The sequence below is a fragment of the Paraburkholderia sp. GAS333 genome (genome assembly GCF_050435665.1).
Classification (GTDB): Bacteria; Pseudomonadota; Gammaproteobacteria; order Burkholderiales; family Burkholderiaceae; genus Paraburkholderia; species Paraburkholderia fungorum_A.
On sequence record NZ_JBNDKS010000002.1, the window covers coordinates 1,279,447 to 1,293,851 of the forward strand.

16 protein-coding genes are annotated in these 14,405 nt (G+C 62.3%); 10 read left to right on the plus strand and 6 right to left on the minus strand.

Going from position 1 to position 14,405, the window contains the following annotated elements:
• Nucleotides 1-136: 136 nt before the first annotated feature.
• The 4 genes from ABH945_RS14850 (at nucleotide 137) to otsA (ending at nucleotide 3,919) form a co-directional block, all read left to right on the plus strand.
• The gene (locus ABH945_RS14850; protein ID WP_074763393.1) at nucleotides 137-1,522 is read left to right on the plus strand and encodes a sigma-54-dependent transcriptional regulator; all 1,386 of its coding nucleotides are present in this window, start codon (nucleotides 137-139) and stop codon (nucleotides 1,520-1,522) included.
• Between the two features lie 122 nt (nucleotides 1,523-1,644).
• Entirely contained in the window at nucleotides 1,645-1,881 is a 237-nt protein-coding gene (locus tag ABH945_RS14855) for a hypothetical protein (protein ID WP_429250971.1), read from the plus strand.
• 152 nt (nucleotides 1,882-2,033) lie between these two features.
• Nucleotides 2,034-2,246: a hypothetical protein gene (locus ABH945_RS14860; RefSeq protein ID WP_074763395.1), complete on the plus strand. Its 213-nt coding sequence runs from the start codon at nucleotides 2,034-2,036 to the stop codon at nucleotides 2,244-2,246.
• A 245-nt stretch (nucleotides 2,247-2,491) separates the two neighbouring features.
• Nucleotides 2,492-3,919 carry an alpha,alpha-trehalose-phosphate synthase (UDP-forming) gene (otsA, locus tag ABH945_RS14865; protein ID WP_429250972.1) on the plus strand — a complete coding sequence of 476 codons (1,428 nt, stop codon included), beginning with the start codon at nucleotides 2,492-2,494 and terminating at the stop codon, nucleotides 3,917-3,919.
• A gap of 144 nt (nucleotides 3,920-4,063) precedes the next feature.
• Here the strand turns inward: otsA and ABH945_RS14870 are convergent, their stop codons facing one another.
• The 5 genes from ABH945_RS14870 to ABH945_RS14890 form a co-directional block, all read right to left on the minus strand.
• Nucleotides 4,064-5,500, minus strand: a complete 1,437-nt coding sequence (locus tag ABH945_RS14870) for an MFS transporter (RefSeq protein WP_429250973.1) — start codon at nucleotides 5,498-5,500, stop codon at nucleotides 4,064-4,066.
• A gap of 184 nt (nucleotides 5,501-5,684) precedes the next feature.
• Nucleotides 5,685-6,188: a YbhB/YbcL family Raf kinase inhibitor-like protein gene (locus tag ABH945_RS14875; RefSeq protein WP_429250974.1), complete on the minus strand. Its 504-nt coding sequence runs from the start codon at nucleotides 6,186-6,188 to the stop codon at nucleotides 5,685-5,687.
• 209 nt (nucleotides 6,189-6,397) lie between these two features.
• The gene (locus ABH945_RS14880) at nucleotides 6,398-6,844 is read right to left on the minus strand and encodes a very short patch repair endonuclease (protein ID WP_429250975.1); all 447 of its coding nucleotides are present in this window, start codon (nucleotides 6,842-6,844) and stop codon (nucleotides 6,398-6,400) included.
• Nucleotides 6,845-6,901: 57 nt separating this feature from the next.
• Nucleotides 6,902-8,182 (minus strand): DNA (cytosine-5-)-methyltransferase, encoded by a 1,281-nt coding sequence (gene dcm, locus ABH945_RS14885; protein ID WP_429250976.1) that lies wholly within the window; start codon nucleotides 8,180-8,182, stop codon nucleotides 6,902-6,904.
• A 336-nt stretch (nucleotides 8,183-8,518) separates the two neighbouring features.
• Nucleotides 8,519-8,845 (minus strand): hypothetical protein, encoded by a 327-nt coding sequence (locus ABH945_RS14890; RefSeq protein ID WP_429250977.1) that lies wholly within the window; start codon nucleotides 8,843-8,845, stop codon nucleotides 8,519-8,521.
• A gap of 187 nt (nucleotides 8,846-9,032) precedes the next feature.
• On the opposite strand from ABH945_RS14890, the gene ABH945_RS14895 reads away from it, so the two are divergent.
• The 3 genes from ABH945_RS14895 (at nucleotide 9,033) to ABH945_RS14905 (ending at nucleotide 10,616) form a co-directional block, all read left to right on the plus strand.
• On the plus strand, nucleotides 9,033-9,224 hold the full coding sequence (locus ABH945_RS14895; RefSeq protein ID WP_074763400.1) for a CsbD family protein: 192 nt from the start codon (nucleotides 9,033-9,035) through the stop codon (nucleotides 9,222-9,224).
• A 258-nt stretch (nucleotides 9,225-9,482) separates the two neighbouring features.
• Nucleotides 9,483-9,704: a hypothetical protein gene (locus ABH945_RS14900; RefSeq protein WP_074763401.1), complete on the plus strand. Its 222-nt coding sequence runs from the start codon at nucleotides 9,483-9,485 to the stop codon at nucleotides 9,702-9,704.
• A 204-nt stretch (nucleotides 9,705-9,908) separates the two neighbouring features.
• Complete coding sequence (locus tag ABH945_RS14905) at nucleotides 9,909-10,616, plus strand: glutathione S-transferase N-terminal domain-containing protein (protein WP_429250978.1); 708 nt, start codon at nucleotides 9,909-9,911, stop codon at nucleotides 10,614-10,616.
• Between the two features lie 55 nt (nucleotides 10,617-10,671).
• On the opposite strand, the gene ABH945_RS14910 is transcribed toward ABH945_RS14905, so the two are convergent.
• A complete protein-coding gene (locus tag ABH945_RS14910; protein WP_429250979.1) occupies nucleotides 10,672-10,836 on the minus strand; it encodes a hypothetical protein in 165 nt (54 codons plus the stop codon).
• Between the two features lie 127 nt (nucleotides 10,837-10,963).
• Between ABH945_RS14910 and ABH945_RS14915 the strand changes: the two genes are divergently transcribed.
• The 3 genes from ABH945_RS14915 to ABH945_RS14925 all read left to right on the plus strand — a co-directional run bounded on the left by ABH945_RS14915 (nucleotide 10,964) and on the right by ABH945_RS14925 (nucleotide 14,351).
• Nucleotides 10,964-12,019: a transporter gene (locus tag ABH945_RS14915; protein WP_074763403.1), complete on the plus strand. Its 1,056-nt coding sequence runs from the start codon at nucleotides 10,964-10,966 to the stop codon at nucleotides 12,017-12,019.
• A 109-nt stretch (nucleotides 12,020-12,128) separates the two neighbouring features.
• Nucleotides 12,129-13,940: an ABC transporter transmembrane domain-containing protein gene (locus ABH945_RS14920; RefSeq protein ID WP_429250980.1), complete on the plus strand. Its 1,812-nt coding sequence runs from the start codon at nucleotides 12,129-12,131 to the stop codon at nucleotides 13,938-13,940.
• A gap of 36 nt (nucleotides 13,941-13,976) precedes the next feature.
• Nucleotides 13,977-14,351 (plus strand): gamma-glutamylcyclotransferase family protein, encoded by a 375-nt coding sequence (locus tag ABH945_RS14925; protein WP_429250981.1) that lies wholly within the window; start codon nucleotides 13,977-13,979, stop codon nucleotides 14,349-14,351.
• The last annotated feature ends 54 nt before the right edge of the window (nucleotides 14,352-14,405 follow it).

Consider the following 14,405-nt stretch of genomic DNA (forward strand, 5'->3'; position numbering starts at 1 on the left):
CTTGGCGAAGTGCGGTTCGATCACTATGCGTTTGTTTTCCTGAGCGCATCCCGGACCCGCGCGACGCCGCCGCTCCCGCTTTTGAACATGCGAGTTCGCATGTTTTCCACCCACGCTTGCAGGCTTTCGAGACGCGATGCCACATGTACTGATTGTCGATGACGATGCCGGTACCCGCGAGGCGCTTTCCGCCATCATCGGGGAAGACGGTCTGACTACCGCCACCGCGGGCGATTTGCGCGAAGCGCGCATTCAACTGGTCCGGCAGATGCCGGATGTTGTCTTTACCGACCTGAAGCTGCCCGACGGCAGCGGGGTCGATCTGTTCGAAGATCTGGACCCGCGTTCCGGCGTGGAAGTGATCGTGATTACCGGCCACGCGACTGTGGAGTCGGCAGTGAACGCGCTGAAGATGGGCGCCACCGACTATCTGGTGAAGCCGATCAACATGCAGCGCGTGAAGGCGATCCTGTCGCGCCTGCCGCGTGCCGGCGACCTGAAGGCGGAAATCGGCACCTTGCGCGGCGAGTTGCGCCGTATGGGCCGTTTCGGTCTGATGCTCGGCAATTCGCCGGCGATGCAGGAGGTCTACGACCAGATAGGCCGCGTCGCGCCGACGGCGGCCTCGGTGATGCTGGTCGGCGAATCCGGCACCGGCAAGGAAGTCGCCGCGCAGACGCTGCACGAACTGAGCTTGCGCCGCAAGCACGCGTTCCTCGCCGTGAACTGCGGCGCGATTTCGCCGAATCTGATCGAGTCGGAAATGTTCGGCCATGAGCGCGGTTCGTTCACCGGCGCGGATCGGCAGCACAAGGGTTATTTCGAGCGCGCGAACGGCGGCACGCTGTTCCTCGACGAAATCACCGAAATGCCGATCGAATTGCAGGTGAAACTGCTGCGCGTGCTCGAAACCGGCATGTTCATGCGGGTCGGCACGACCAAGGAAATCGAAACCGACGTGCGTCTGATCGCGGCGACCAACCGCGATCCGGAGCAGGCGGTGCTGGAAGGCAAGCTGCGTCTGGATCTGTATCACCGGCTGAATGTGTTTCCGATCAGCCTGCCGCCGTTGCGCGATCGCGGCAAGGACGTCGAACTACTCGCGCAGGCGTTCCTCGACGAACTCAACGAGCGCCACAGCACGAAGAAGCATTTCCCGGCGGCCGTGAAGGACATGTTGATGTCGTATCCGTGGCCGGGCAATGTGCGCGAACTGAAGAATTACGTGCAGCGCGCGCACATCATGTCGGGGACGGATTCGGATAGCACCGCGACCGTGCCGTTGCAGATCACGCTGTCTAAGCCCGCTGCGGGCACGGCAATCACGATTCCGTTCGGCACGTCGCTCGCCGAGGCGGATCGTCAGCTGATTCTGGCGACGCTCGAACAATGCGGCGGCGTGAAGACGCGCGCGGCCGAGATTCTCGGCATCAGCCTGAAGACGCTGTACAACCGCCTCGTGGAATACGGCAACGACGCGCGTGAAGACGGCGAGTCCGCCGAGGAATCGCGCGCGCTGTAAGGCGCGGACGTTTAGCGCGCGCCGCGTTAAGTCTTCCGCCGCGCCGCGCCGCGCCGGGGCGGCATCGTAACGGCACACGCCTTGCTGCGTTTCAGTGGAACGCAAAGACGAGGATAAACAATATGCCGGACTACGCTGCCGCTCCCGCGCTTCCCGTTTCGAAGCGCGCCCATCGTCCTGAACCGGTTGAACCGCCGTCGGAACCGCCGGTTCCTGCTGAGCCCGACACCTTCCCCGGACCCGCGCCGGTACCTATCGAACCGCCGGGACCCACCCCTCCGCCGATCGGCGATCCTCCGCCGCAGCCCACGCAGACGCCGCAAGCCGGTGCGCGTCCGTCAAGCCGAATGCAACTCTGACCTGTCAGCTTCGCTGCATCACGATTTGATGCAGCGAATTTATGTATTTGTTACAAAGCCGGCGCATCTTTTACCGGCAATTTACCGTCCGTATTTCTAGACTGTATTGATGCCGCTAAATCTGCGGCGGGCTTCCCGTGGAGGCATCGATCATGAGACATCCCGCACTGCGACGCTCGGCGCGCCATTCGAAGCGCGACTCCCGGCCGGGCAGCAGCAAGACCGAACCGGCCGCGTCGCCGGACCCGGCCATGCAGAACCGCGTCGCGCCCGATGCGCCGCCCGACGGCGAACACAATCAGGGCGGCGTCCGTCCTGAAGGGCTGGAGTACCAGCGCGACCTTGGCTCGGAACAGGATGCCTGACGCCGTTCAGGCGTTCGCCGGGCGGTTTTGACGAACGGTGAGCCGGCCAGTTTCAAGGCTCCTGTTTTCGTCATACAAAGCAGAAAAAACTTCTTCGCGATCTGACGATGTCGCGCGTTTTTGCTCGCCCGTCACATTTGCATACATTTTTATTTCCAATATCTCAATAAACGGCACGCGACTTGCATGCACCTTTTTGGCACATATCCGAATGCAACGAAACAACTGAACTAGGTGGAGCACCAATGAGCAGACTGATCGTGGTATCGAATCGTGTTGCGCCGACCCAGGAAGGGCGTCCGGCCGCGGGTGGCCTGGCGATTGGCGTGCTGGACGCGCTAAAGGAAACCGGCGGAGTCTGGTTCGGCTGGAGCGGCGAGACGGTAAGCGAGCCGACCGCACCGGTGATCGAAAAGCAGGGCAACGTGACCTACGCGACCGTTGGCCTGACCAAGCGCGACTACGACCAGTATTACCGCGGCTTTTCCAACGCGACGTTGTGGCCGACTTTCCATTACCGCAACGACCTGTCGCGCTATGACCGGCAGGAATATGCGGGCTATCAGCGCGTCAACGCGACGCTCGCGAAGCAGCTCAAGGAGTTGCTGAAGCCCGATGACATCATCTGGGTGCACGACTATCACCTGCTGCCGTTCGCGCGATGCCTGCGCGAGCTGGGCGTAAAGAATCCGATTGGCTTTTTCCTGCATATTCCGTTTCCGGTGCCGGAAGTGTTGCGCACGATTCCGCCGCACGAAGAGCTCGTGAAGGCGATGTGCAGCTATGACGTGATCGGCTTTCAGACCGAGGCGGATCGTCAGTCGTTTGTCGATTTCATCGAGCGCGGACAACACGGCACGTCGAGCGAAGACGGCATGGTGCACGCGTATAACCGCTTCCTCAAAGTGGGCGCGTATCCGATCGGGATCTATCCCGACGCGATTGCGAAGGCCGCCGAGCAGTTCACCGACCGCAAGCCGGTGCGCAGCCTGCGCGACGGCATGCGCGGACGCAAGCTGATCATGAGCGTCGACCGGCTCGATTATTCGAAGGGATTGGTGGAGCGCTTCCAGGCTTTCGAGCGCCTGCTGCTGAATGCACCGGGTTGGCACGGACGCGTATCGCTTGTGCAGATTGCGCCGCCGACGCGCGCGGACGTGACGACCTATCAGCGGATTCGTCAGACGCTGGAAGGCGAAGCCGGACGTATCAACGGACGTTTCGCGCAACTCGACTGGACGCCGATTCAGTATCTGAACCGCAAATACGAGCGCAATCTGCTGATGGCGCTGTTCCGTCAATCGCAGGTCGGCTATGTGACGCCGCTGCGCGACGGGATGAATCTGGTCGCGAAGGAGTACGTTGCATCGCAAGACCCGGCCGATCCGGGCGTGCTGGTGCTGTCGCAATTCGCGGGTGCGGCCGAGCAGTTGCCGGGCGCGCTGGTGGTCAATCCGTTCGATCTGTCGCAGATGGCCGAGGCGCTCGAACGCGCGCTGTCGATGCCGCTCGCCGAACGTCAGGCGCGACACGCGGACATGATGGCGCCGATGCGGGAGAACAATCTCTCCGTGTGGCGCGATACGTTCCTCGCCGATCTGCGCAATGTCGCGACGGCGTCTTCGGTGGCGGCTAAAGCGGTAAAGCTCGCTGACGTGACGGCATCGTCGTAACGGAGTTCGCGCCGGTCGCTGTGGGATGGCGAGCGGCGCGCATGCTGTCACGTCTTTCGCAAAAAGAGAAGAAGGGCGCGAATCGTTTATAGCGATTTCGCGCCCTTCTTTTATTTGTGTGCTGCGGATCGGGGCGAACGCGTTTCAGGCGGCTCGCGTTTTACCCTGCTGCACGATGCGCATCATGCTCACGACCGCCGCCACGGCCGAAAATCCTGCGGCCACATAGAGCGCAATGAAGGTGCCGTTTTTCGGCGCAATGCCGAAGATCAACGCGACCAACGCGGCGCCGAGCGTCTGTCCGGTCAGGCGCGCGGTGCCGAGCATGCCGCTCGCGCCGCCGCTGCGCTCACGCGGCGCCGACGACAGAATCGTGCGATTGTTCGGCGACTGGAAGATGCCGAAGCCCACGCCGCACAACGCCATGCGCCACGCAATCTGCAACGGCTCGGGATGCGGGCCGAGCATCGCGAGCAGTAGCAGGCCGACAGCGAGCGCGGCGAGCCCTGCGCCGCCTAGCCATCCCGATGAAATCCTGTCCGACAGCACGCCCGCAATCGGCGCCGCGATGATGATGACCGCAGGCCACGGCGTCATCAGCAGACCGGTTTCCACTTGCGACATGCCCAGCGTTTCCTGCAACAGAAATGGCAACGAAACGAAGGCCAGCATCTGCGCGCAGAACGAACACACCGACGTGCCGATCGATAACGCGAACACGGGAATTTTCAGCAGATCGATCGGCAGCAACGGCGCGGCTTGCGTCAGTTGACGCCGCACGAAGAAGTAGCCGATCACCAGCGCGGCGATGAAAGCGATGGTGACCAGGCCGAGACGCTCACCGTGACCGAGGCCGTCGATGGCGAAAATCAGCAGCCCGAACACGAACGCATTCATGACCGCGCTGAGGTAGTCGTACGGCGATTCGTGACCGGGGTTCATCGGCAGCGCCTTGAAGCCGCCGATGATCGCCGCGATGCCGATCGGCACGTTGATCGCGAACAGCCACGGCCAGGTCGCCACCGCCAGCACACCCGACGCGACCGTGGGTCCGATTGCCGACGACACGGCGACCACCATCGCGTTGATCGACACGCCGCGTCCGAGTTGCGCGGGCGGGTAGATCATCCGCACCAGCGCGGTATTCACGCTCATGATGCCCGCCGCACCGAAGCCCTGAACGACGCGGGCAAGCGCAAGACTCTGCAGCGACGTGGACAACGCGCAGCCGAACGATGCAGCCGTGAACAGGATCAGCCCGCCCAGATAGATGCGCCGGTAGCCGATCCGGTCACCAAGCGAGGCGAGCGGCAGTAGCGAAATCGTGATCGCCAGTTGATAGGCGTTGACGACCCAGATCGAACTCGCCGAACTGGCGTTCAGCGTGCGCGCGATGGTTGGCAGTGCGACGTTGGCGATCGCGCTGTCGAGCACGGCGAGCGTCAGCGCAAGGGCAATGACGAGCATCGCCCAGTAGCGTTGCGGAACGGGCAGACCCTGTTCGCTATGGTCGGGCGGTGCGTCGGCGGAGGGGGCGGCTGACGTGTCTCTGGCGTCGGTGCGCGAAGGTTGGGCTTGCATCGATTGTTTGATTTGTGATGGTACGGTTCGACGCTCGGGCGACGGGCGGCGCGCATTGCCCGTCGTGGTGAAAGCGTGGCGTTCTTGCGGATGAAGCTGCCGGCCGGGTTATTCGCGCAGGCTGGCGTGAGGAAGCCGGCGAGATGTGCGTGATGTCCACACGCCGGCAACTTGCGTCACGTTTCTACTTCAATTCGTACAACCCGGTGTGGGTGGTCGAATCCAGTTCGTTCAGATGCGTCATGAAGCGCGCCACCGCATTGGTGGTCTCCGGATTGACCGGCAGATGCGGCACCTTCAGCGCATGCAGGCGGAAGATGTAGCGATGCGCCTTGTCGCCACGCGGCGGCGCTGCGCCGCCAAAGCCGACCGTGCCGTAGTCGTTGCGCATTTGCAGCGCGCCTTGCGGCAGCAGCGAACCGTCTGCTTTGCCCGCGTTGCGGGGCAGCGAGCGGGCGTCGGCCGGGATGTTCACCACGACCCAGTGCCAGAAGCCGCTGCCGGTCGGCGCGTCGGGATCGTGAACGGTGAGGGCGAAGCTTTGAGTGTCTGGCGGCGGTGCGTCCCACTGCAACGCGGGCGAGATGTTTTCGCCATCCACGCCGAATGCCTTGTCGTGATATTCGTGGGCTTTCGGCATGAAGCCGTTGGTGGGAAATTCGTCGGACCAGAGACGGAAATCAGCCATGATGTGCCTCCCTTGTTGATTGGTTCTGGGATCGTCGGGGCACAGCGGATTTGCAGTGGGCCAGCGTCGCGTTGGCGATTGTGGCGTCGCGCAAAAGTGCTCCGAATTAGCCAATCGAGTGTATCACCAGCGGCTTTCGGAGTCGCTCCAGATGGGCATTCACGACAGCGACGCGCGGCGCAAGTCGGCCAGCGGTTATGCCGCTGTGGTCAGTCGCGTTCCTCGAACTCCGGCGCGTCGCTTTTGAGCCAGTCGACGAGTCGCTGCAATACCCCTTCGATATCGCGATTGGCGCCCCGCAATGCGCATTCCCACACGACGCCGACGCGCCAGCCGTCAGCGAGCAATGCGTGGTGAACCTTGTCGTCGTTAGTGCGGTTGCGGCCGATCTTGTCGCGCCAGAACTCGGGACGCGTCTGCGGCCATTTGAAAAGACGGCAATCGTGACCGTGCCAGAAGCAGCCATGCACGAGCACCACGGCGCGATAGCGCGGCAGCACGATGTCGGGCCGTCCCGGCAGATCTCGCACGTCGAGACGAAAGCGGAAGCCCTGCCGATGCAGCAGGCTGCGGATCAGGATTTCGGGCTTGGTATTGCGTCCGCGAATGCCGGACATCATCCGGCTGCGGGTCGCGCTATCGACGATATCGACCATGTTCAGCGCCGCGATAACGCATGGCCGCGTTCAGCGGCAGCGACGGCGGCGAACCGCTCACGCGTACAGCGACAAAGCTTGCTTCGAACCATGACGGGTTTCCTCGGCGAGCAGGGTTTGCACATGCGGCAGCATGATGCGCGCCACTTCGCGCATCACCGGCATCACGACGCTGTTGCCGAACTGCCGGTACGCCTGCGTATCGCTGACGGGAATCCGGAAGGTGTCGGGAAAGCCCATCAGCCGTGCGCACTCACGCGGCGTCAGGCGGCGCGGACGCAACGACTCGCCTTGATACACCAGGATCTCGGAGCCATCCTTGTGATAACGCGCCGACAGCGTACGCGTGACGCTGTCCGGGTACGCCATACCGAAACCGAAGCCATTGCCCGCCGCGCGATGCTTCGCGGCGTAGTTCTGCAGATACGTCCAGAGGTTGGCAGTGAGCGTGTACTTCGGCTGCACGCGCCGGGCGGCGTGGTCGAAGAAGCGGTCGTGGTCCCACGGTAGCGCCGGTTCGCTGCCATCCGTGCGATGCAGGATCGAACCGAGACGCGGGCCGCTTTCCGGCAGTTGCAGGTCGTCCCACGAGAAATCCGTCTTGCCGCGAAAGCCGACGATGATGATCCGCTCTCGATGCTGCGGCGTGAAATGCTGGCCATCGATCACGCGGTAATGCACTTCGTAGCCGAGTTCGTCGCGCAGGGTTTGCACGATCACGTCGAAGGTACGGCCTTTATCGTGCGAGAGCAGGTTCTTCACGTTCTCCAGCAGGAACGCGGTGGGGCGCTTCGCCGCGATGATCCGCGCGACGTCGAAAAAGAGCGTGCCTTGAGTCGTGCATTCGAAACCATGCGGGCGGCCCAGCGCGTTTTTCTTGCTGACGCCCGCAATCGAAAACGGCTGGCACGGGAAACCGCCGAGCAGCACATCGTGGCTCGGCACGTCTTCGGCGGGAAACGAAACGATGTCGCCGATCAGCGCGTGTTCGTCGCCCGCGGGGTAGTTCTCTCGATAGGTGCGGGTGGAAAAATCGTTCCACTCGCTGGTGAAGACGCACTCGCCGCCGTGCGCTTCGAAGCCCATTCGGATTCCGCCGATGCCCGCGAACAGGTCGATAAAGCGGAATTGCGCGTTGCCGTTGTTGTCGCCCTTTGCGCGCGCGCCCTGATAAAGCAGATCGCGCAATGCGGGTTCCAGCATGGCCGGGCACGGCGTTTCGCCTTTTTCCCAGCGACGCACCGTCTTGATGTCCTTGCCGACGTGCGCGGCGATTTCGCGTTGGGTAAAGCGGGTACGCGCTTGCCGGAGCAGGTTGAGCGGGGCGGCGACGGTCACAGAAGTCCTTGCTGGGAATTTTTGCGGACATTATGACCTAAGGTCGTCCCGTTTTCTGTTTTTTCAGGGCAAGGCGGCAGAAAATTTCCCGTAAAACTCGGTGATAAAGGGGGCAGGGCGACTAAATCGGCTTGTCACAATTGCGCGTGTACGCTTGCGAGGTGACGCGAATCCCTGCGTTGCGACGTGTTAAGGCCGCGACCTGGATCGCGGCCTTCTTTTTATACCGGGCAAATGGCTGGGGAAGGGCGGCAGGTCGACGTGCCAATACCGGCGACGCAGCATCGCGCCGCCTGAAATCAAGCGTGGAAGTCAGTCGGCAAACCCGCCTGAAACTCAGGCCGGATGGCTCGCGTTCGATGAGAGCTGCGGCGCAAGTGCCGACGTAGCGGGCGGAGGCAGCGTGTCCCATCGAGGCTCGGGCTCCGCTTCGAACTGACGCAGTTGAAGCAGGAGGCTGTCAATCGCGCAGAGTTGCGGATGCGAGAGGTGGCAGGCGTCGAGCAACTGGAACAGACGCTGGCGCCAGTAGGCGACCGGCAAGATCGGGCCGCCCAGGTCACCGTGTAAAGCTAACCGCATCACACGCGTAATGTGCGCGATGTCGTGATCGATCAGCGCGATTTGGGACGACCCGGCAAGCGTATTGAGTTTGCGATCCATAGCTCCTCCATCGCTGTATTACGGCACGGCCCGACGGGACTTTAGGCCCTATTTAAATTTTTTTTGAGGCCTTCCGTAGCCGATAAATCCGCGGTGAACGAGCCATCAAAGAGGCGCGGGCACAGCCGTTGCTCGATAGGGATACTGGCGTAATGTCGCGCTGGCATTCCAAATAGTGGAGCCGAACATGAACAAGGACCAGGTGAAGGGCGTGGCCGAACAGGTCAAGGGCAAGGTCAACGAAGCGATTGGTAAGGCTACGGACAACCCCGGCAAGGAATTGAAGGGCGACTTGCAGCAAGGCGCGGGCAAGGTGCAGAAGGCCTACGGCGATGCGAAGGAAGACGCGAAAGACAACGCGAAGCGCAACGCGCCGTAATCGGGCTGGCGATCGTCGGGCGCACGCTTAGTGTGATCGCCCGTGATCGAAGCCGGTCGCCCATGGCCATAAAAGAGGTGCTTCGGCACCTCTTTTCTTTTTCGCGCGATCGCGCAACGGTGCAATGGATAGCCTGATGCGCATTGGATAGTTTTCGGATCGCGACGCCTGGGAGTAACCCGGCATTGGCTTGGGGAGCATTCCTTGTGCGGTGCGTCGCCCTTTAGACTTGGCGCATCCCACACGGAGGTAGCGCCAATGACACCCGAAAAAGTGCTTTCGATGTTCGAACGGCAGTACCTGGAGGGCAAAGCGCCCGTCGATCTCGAACCGACCTGCGCGAGCTATGCCACATGGTTGTCGGTGGCGTGGGAGCTGCTCGACGGCGAGCAGAAGACGCTGCTGCTGACGGTCGGCGCGGCGCTGTGGCGTGAAGGCTATAACTCGCGTGCCGGGACGGCGACTAAAGATTTGTGGTGATGCCCGCTATCGGCGGTGAGCCGGCCGCGATTGGCTGGCGGGTAGCGCGTGGAATATTTTTGCAAGATTTCCAGTGCGGATTCGAACGCGGCACGTCCGCCGTGCATTGCCTGAAGCAGTCTCCGACGCGTTGCGCCAAGTCGGTTTATATTGGGCGATTCCGTTTTTACCCGCACAACTCACGCTCAAAGGTGCCCCCGTCTCATGACCGATTTATCCGCGTTTCCGATCACGAAGAAGTGGCCTGCCGCCCATCCTGACCTGCTTCAGCTTTACTCGCTGCCGACGCCGAACGGCGTGAAAGTGTCGATCATGCTCGAAGAAACCGGTTTGCCGTATGAACCGCATCTGGTGCGCTTCGACACGAACGATCAGATGACGCCGGAGTTTCTATCGCTGAATCCGAACAACAAGATTCCGGCGATTCTCGATCCGAACGGGCCGGACGGTAAGCCGCTCGCGCTATTCGAATCGGGCGCGATTCTGCTGTACCTGGCGGAAAAAAGCGGGCAACTGATTCCGCAAGATACCGCCGGGCGCTATGAGGCGATTCAGTGGGTGATGTTCCAGATGGGCGGCATCGGTCCGATGTTCGGCCAGCTTGGCTTCTTCCACAAATTCGCGGGCAAGGAGTACGAAGACAAGCGTCCGCGCGACCGTTATGTGGCTGAATCGAAGCGTCTGCTCGGCGTGCTGGATCGGCAACTCGAAGGGCGTGACTGGATTCTCGGCGACGCGTATTCGATCGCCGATATCGCGACTTTCCCGTGGGTGCGCAACCTGGCGGGCTTTTACGAAGCGGGCGAACTCGTCGGCATCCAGGACTTTCCGAACGTGACGCGCGTGCTGGCGAAGTTCGTTGCGCGTCCGGCGGTGGAGCGGGGTTTGAATATTCCGCAACGTCCGGCCTGAGCGGTCGGTTCAGTCGCGCGGATCACCCCGATTCCGCGCGACGCTCGCATGCCGGTCACTCGCCGCCGCCACGCAATGTGCGGCGGTTAGCGCGAATCAGTGACATTTTTGTGACCGGCTCGAAATAAAAGCGATCGTCCGAATCCGGCGATCCATTCCCCGGCACGCCGGAAAACAGTGGGTTAACCTTCTTTCGACTGGCCGCGATATGCTCAGGCATTTTCGTTCCAGCGCAGTCCGTGCGGTGCGCGATGCCGGCAAACGCGCGGCCATCGTCACGATTTCATTTTCGACGGATACATTGCTGAATCCGCGAATCGGGACGGGAAGCGAACCTTCAATGATCTATGAAAGCTGATCTGCTATTGCAAACCTACGGTGCGGATTCGACCGGTATGGTGTGCGGCTTCCTCTTTACTCCCACGCTCGCCGGGCGCGCGGTCGACGCCGACGAGGTCGCCGAATGGCTTCGCGAGCAGGAAGCGAACGGTACGAGCGGCGTGAACGGCCCGGCGAACGAGACCGGCGAATTCCTATGGCTGCACTTCAACCTGGCCCACAGCGCGAGCGAGCGCTGGATGAAAACGCAGCTCGAATTGCCCGAGGGTTTTTACGACGCGTTGCGCGAAGGCTCGCATTCGACGCGTATCGAACACGCGGACGGCGCATTGCGCGCGGTCGTCAACGACGTGATGTTCAATCTGGAATTCATCCCGTCCGACATCGCGACATTATGGATTTACGCGAATCAGCGGATCATCGTCACCGCGCGTCTGAAGCCGCTGCGTTCCGTGGACCGCCTGCGCGCGTCGGTCCGCGAAGGCGAGGTCTTCAGATCGCCGACCGAACTGCTGGTTCATCTGATGCGCGATCAGGCCGACCTGCTGGTGCAGATCGTGCGGCGCACCAGTACCGATGTCGACCGGATCGAAGACCGCTTCCTGTCGCAGCGTCCGACGCAGAACCGTCTCGATCTCGGCGCAATGCGCCGGACGCTGACCCGTCTGCAACGCATGCTCGCGCCCGAGCCCGGCGCGATTTTCCGGCTGCTGGCGAGGCCGCCGCGGTGGCTTCATCCCGAGGACGTGCAGGACTTGCGTGAATCGACGGAAGAGTTTTCGGTCGTGCTGTCGGACGTCGCCGGGTTGATCGAGCGGGTCAGGCTGCTGCAGGAAGAAATCATTTCGCGGCTCGAAGAGCAGAACAACCGCACGCTGTTCACACTCACGCTCGTGACTGTTCTGGCGATGCCGATCAACATCGTCGCGGGATTTTTCGGCATGAACGTCGGTGGCATTCCGCTCGCGGAAAATCGCCACGGCTTCTGGGTGATGGTGCTGCTGGTCGCGGGATTCACCGGGCTGGCCGGCTGGTGGGCGTTTCGCCGCCGCAAGGAACAGTAGGCGCATGACGCGGCACGTCTGAGTTCCGGCACGGTTTGCATTCGCGCGCAACGTCAAACTCGCGGCGCTGGCACAATCGACAGGATCTTCGTTCCGTCCGGGAATCTTCATGTCAACCGCCGCCCCGCGTTCGTCGCGTATCGGTCCGCTGTTCGCGCTGTTTCCATTCATGCGCCCTTACGCCGGGCGCTGGGTGCTCGCATTCATCGCGCTCGTGACATCGGCGGGCGCGACGCTCGCATTGCCGGTGGCGTTCAAGTATCTGATCGATCGCGGCTTTGCCAGCGGCGACCGGACTCACATCGATCGCTATTTCGTCGCGCTGTTCGCGGTGTCGCTGATTCTCGCGGCCGCTACGTCGGCGCGTTTTTATCTCGTGTCCTGGCTTGGCGAGCGCGTGACCGCCGACTTGCGGCGCGCGGTCTACGACCACGTCCTCGGCATGAGTCCGCAGTTCTTCGAAACGACGCAGACCGGCGAGGTGCTGTCGAGGCTCACCACCGACACCACGCTGATCCAGGCGGTAGTGGGCACCAGCCTCTCGCTGGGACTGCGCAATTTCTTCCTGCTGGTCGGCGGCGTCGCGATGCTGGCGGTGACGAGTCCCGTGCTGTCGGCCTACATCATCGTCACGTTGATCGTGGTGATCGCGCCGATCGTCATCTTCGGACGGCGTGTGCGGCGGCTCTCGCGTGCCAGCCAGGACAAGGTGGCGAACGCGAGCGCGCTGGCCGGCGAGGTGCTCAACGCGATGCCGACCGTGCAGTCGTACACGCAGGAGCCTTACGAATCGAAGCGCTTTGCGGGCGCAGTGGAGGTCGCGTTCGACACGGCGCTCACGCGCATCCGGGCGCGCGCGTGGCTGACGGCCGTAGTGATCGTGCTCGTGTTCAGCGCCATCGTGTTCGTGCTTTGGCTTGGCGCGCAGGCCGTGCTGGCCGGACGCATGACGGCGGGGCAGTTGTCCCAGTTCATCCTGTACGCGGTGTTCACGGCAGGCGCGGTAGGTGCGGTTGCCGAAGTGTGGGGCGATCTGCAGCGGGCCGCCGGGGCGACCGAACGACTGCTGCAATTGCTGGCGGCGCGCTCGCCGGTGGTCGAGGCCGACACCACGATCGCATTGCCCACGCGCGGACACGGCATCCGCTTCGACAACGTCGGCTTTTCGTATCCGTCGCGCGCGGGCATTGCGGCGCTCTCCGCGCTTTCACTCGATGTTCGCGCCGGTGAACATGTCGCGCTGGTCGGGCCATCCGGTGCCGGCAAAACCACGTTGTTCCAACTGCTGCTGCGCTTTTTCGATCCGCAATCGGGGACCATTCTGATCAACGGTGTGTCGACGCGTGACGTGCCGCTGGTCGAGTTGCGCCGCGAGATCGGCGTCGTGTTGCAGGAGTCGGTGATCTTCTCGGGCAGCGTGCTCGACAACATTCGCTACGGCGCGCCCGATGCCACTTTCGAGCAGGTACAGCAGGCCGCGTCGATGGCTGCGGCGGCGGGCTTTATCGAAGAACTGCCGGAGGGCTACGACACGTTTCTCGGTGAGCGTGGTGTGCGCCTGTCCGGCGGACAGCGTCAACGCATTGCGATTGCTCGCGCCATCCTGAAGAATCCGCCGATCCTGCTGCTCGACGAAGCCACCAGCGCGCTCGACGCCGCCAGCGAGCGTCTCGTGCAGAAGGCGCTGGACAATGCCGCGCAAAATCGCACGACGCTGGTTATTGCGCACCGACTCGCGACAGTGCAGCAGGCCGATCGCATTGTCGTGCTGGAGCATGGGCGTATCGTCGCGCAGGGGCGTCATACGGAGCTTCTGCAAAGCTCTCCGCTATATGCGCAACTGGCTGCGTTGCAATTCGGCGAGCCGCTCGTGCGTACGGAGCAGGGCGGCGCCGTGCCCGATCACGCCGACTCTGCTTGATAGAAGATTTTTAACGCGTTTATCACACCACTCGATATGTCCACGAAAGATCAAACATTCTCCGAGAACCTTTTTTCGTACGGCACGCTGCAACTCGAACAGGTGCAACTGGCGACCTTCGGCCGGAAGCTCAACGGCCGCGCCGACGACATGCCCGGCTACTCGCTCACCCTGCTGAAAATAGAAGACGCCGAAGTCGTTGCGACTAGCGGCAAGACGCATCATCCGGTGGTTGCTTACAGCGGCAATCCGGACGACAAGGTGAGCGGCACGGTCTTCGCGATCACGCCCGAAGAACTTCAACATGCGGACGACTACGAAGTCGACGCGTATCGGCGCGATCGCGTCGTACTCGCGTCGGGCGTATCGACATGGGTTTATGTCGACGCTGCGTCGCCGCGTCGGGAATAGTCGATCGGGTTGGCTGCGGCAGGGCGGGTTTGTTTAAAGGAATCTACGTCACCG

Excerpts from the sequence above, each read along its gene's own strand:
- ABH945_RS14850 (WP_074763393.1), top strand. The coding sequence starts at position 137 with ATGCCACATGTACTGATTGTCGATGACGATGCCGGTACCCGCGAGGCG.
- ABH945_RS14855 (WP_429250971.1), top strand. The coding sequence starts at position 1,645 with ATGCCGGACTACGCTGCCGCTCCCGCGCTTCCCGTTTCGAAGCGCGCC.
- ABH945_RS14860 (WP_074763395.1), top strand. The coding sequence starts at position 2,034 with ATGAGACATCCCGCACTGCGACGCTCGGCGCGCCATTCGAAGCGCGAC.
- otsA (WP_429250972.1), top strand. The coding sequence starts at position 2,492 with ATGAGCAGACTGATCGTGGTATCGAATCGTGTTGCGCCGACCCAGGAA.
- ABH945_RS14870 (WP_429250973.1), bottom strand. The coding sequence starts at position 5,500 with ATGCAAGCCCAACCTTCGCGCACCGACGCCAGAGACACGTCAGCCGCC.
- ABH945_RS14875 (WP_429250974.1), bottom strand. The coding sequence starts at position 6,188 with ATGGCTGATTTCCGTCTCTGGTCCGACGAATTTCCCACCAACGGCTTC.
- ABH945_RS14880 (WP_429250975.1), bottom strand. The coding sequence starts at position 6,844 with ATGGTCGATATCGTCGATAGCGCGACCCGCAGCCGGATGATGTCCGGC.
- ABH945_RS14890 (WP_429250977.1), bottom strand. The coding sequence starts at position 8,845 with ATGGATCGCAAACTCAATACGCTTGCCGGGTCGTCCCAAATCGCGCTG.
- ABH945_RS14895 (WP_074763400.1), top strand. The coding sequence starts at position 9,033 with ATGAACAAGGACCAGGTGAAGGGCGTGGCCGAACAGGTCAAGGGCAAG.
- ABH945_RS14900 (WP_074763401.1), top strand. The coding sequence starts at position 9,483 with ATGACACCCGAAAAAGTGCTTTCGATGTTCGAACGGCAGTACCTGGAG.
- ABH945_RS14905 (WP_429250978.1), top strand. The coding sequence starts at position 9,909 with ATGACCGATTTATCCGCGTTTCCGATCACGAAGAAGTGGCCTGCCGCC.
- ABH945_RS14910 (WP_429250979.1), bottom strand. The coding sequence starts at position 10,836 with ATGCCTGAGCATATCGCGGCCAGTCGAAAGAAGGTTAACCCACTGTTT.
- ABH945_RS14915 (WP_074763403.1), top strand. The coding sequence starts at position 10,964 with ATGAAAGCTGATCTGCTATTGCAAACCTACGGTGCGGATTCGACCGGT.
- ABH945_RS14920 (WP_429250980.1), top strand. The coding sequence starts at position 12,129 with ATGTCAACCGCCGCCCCGCGTTCGTCGCGTATCGGTCCGCTGTTCGCG.
- ABH945_RS14925 (WP_429250981.1), top strand. The coding sequence starts at position 13,977 with ATGTCCACGAAAGATCAAACATTCTCCGAGAACCTTTTTTCGTACGGC.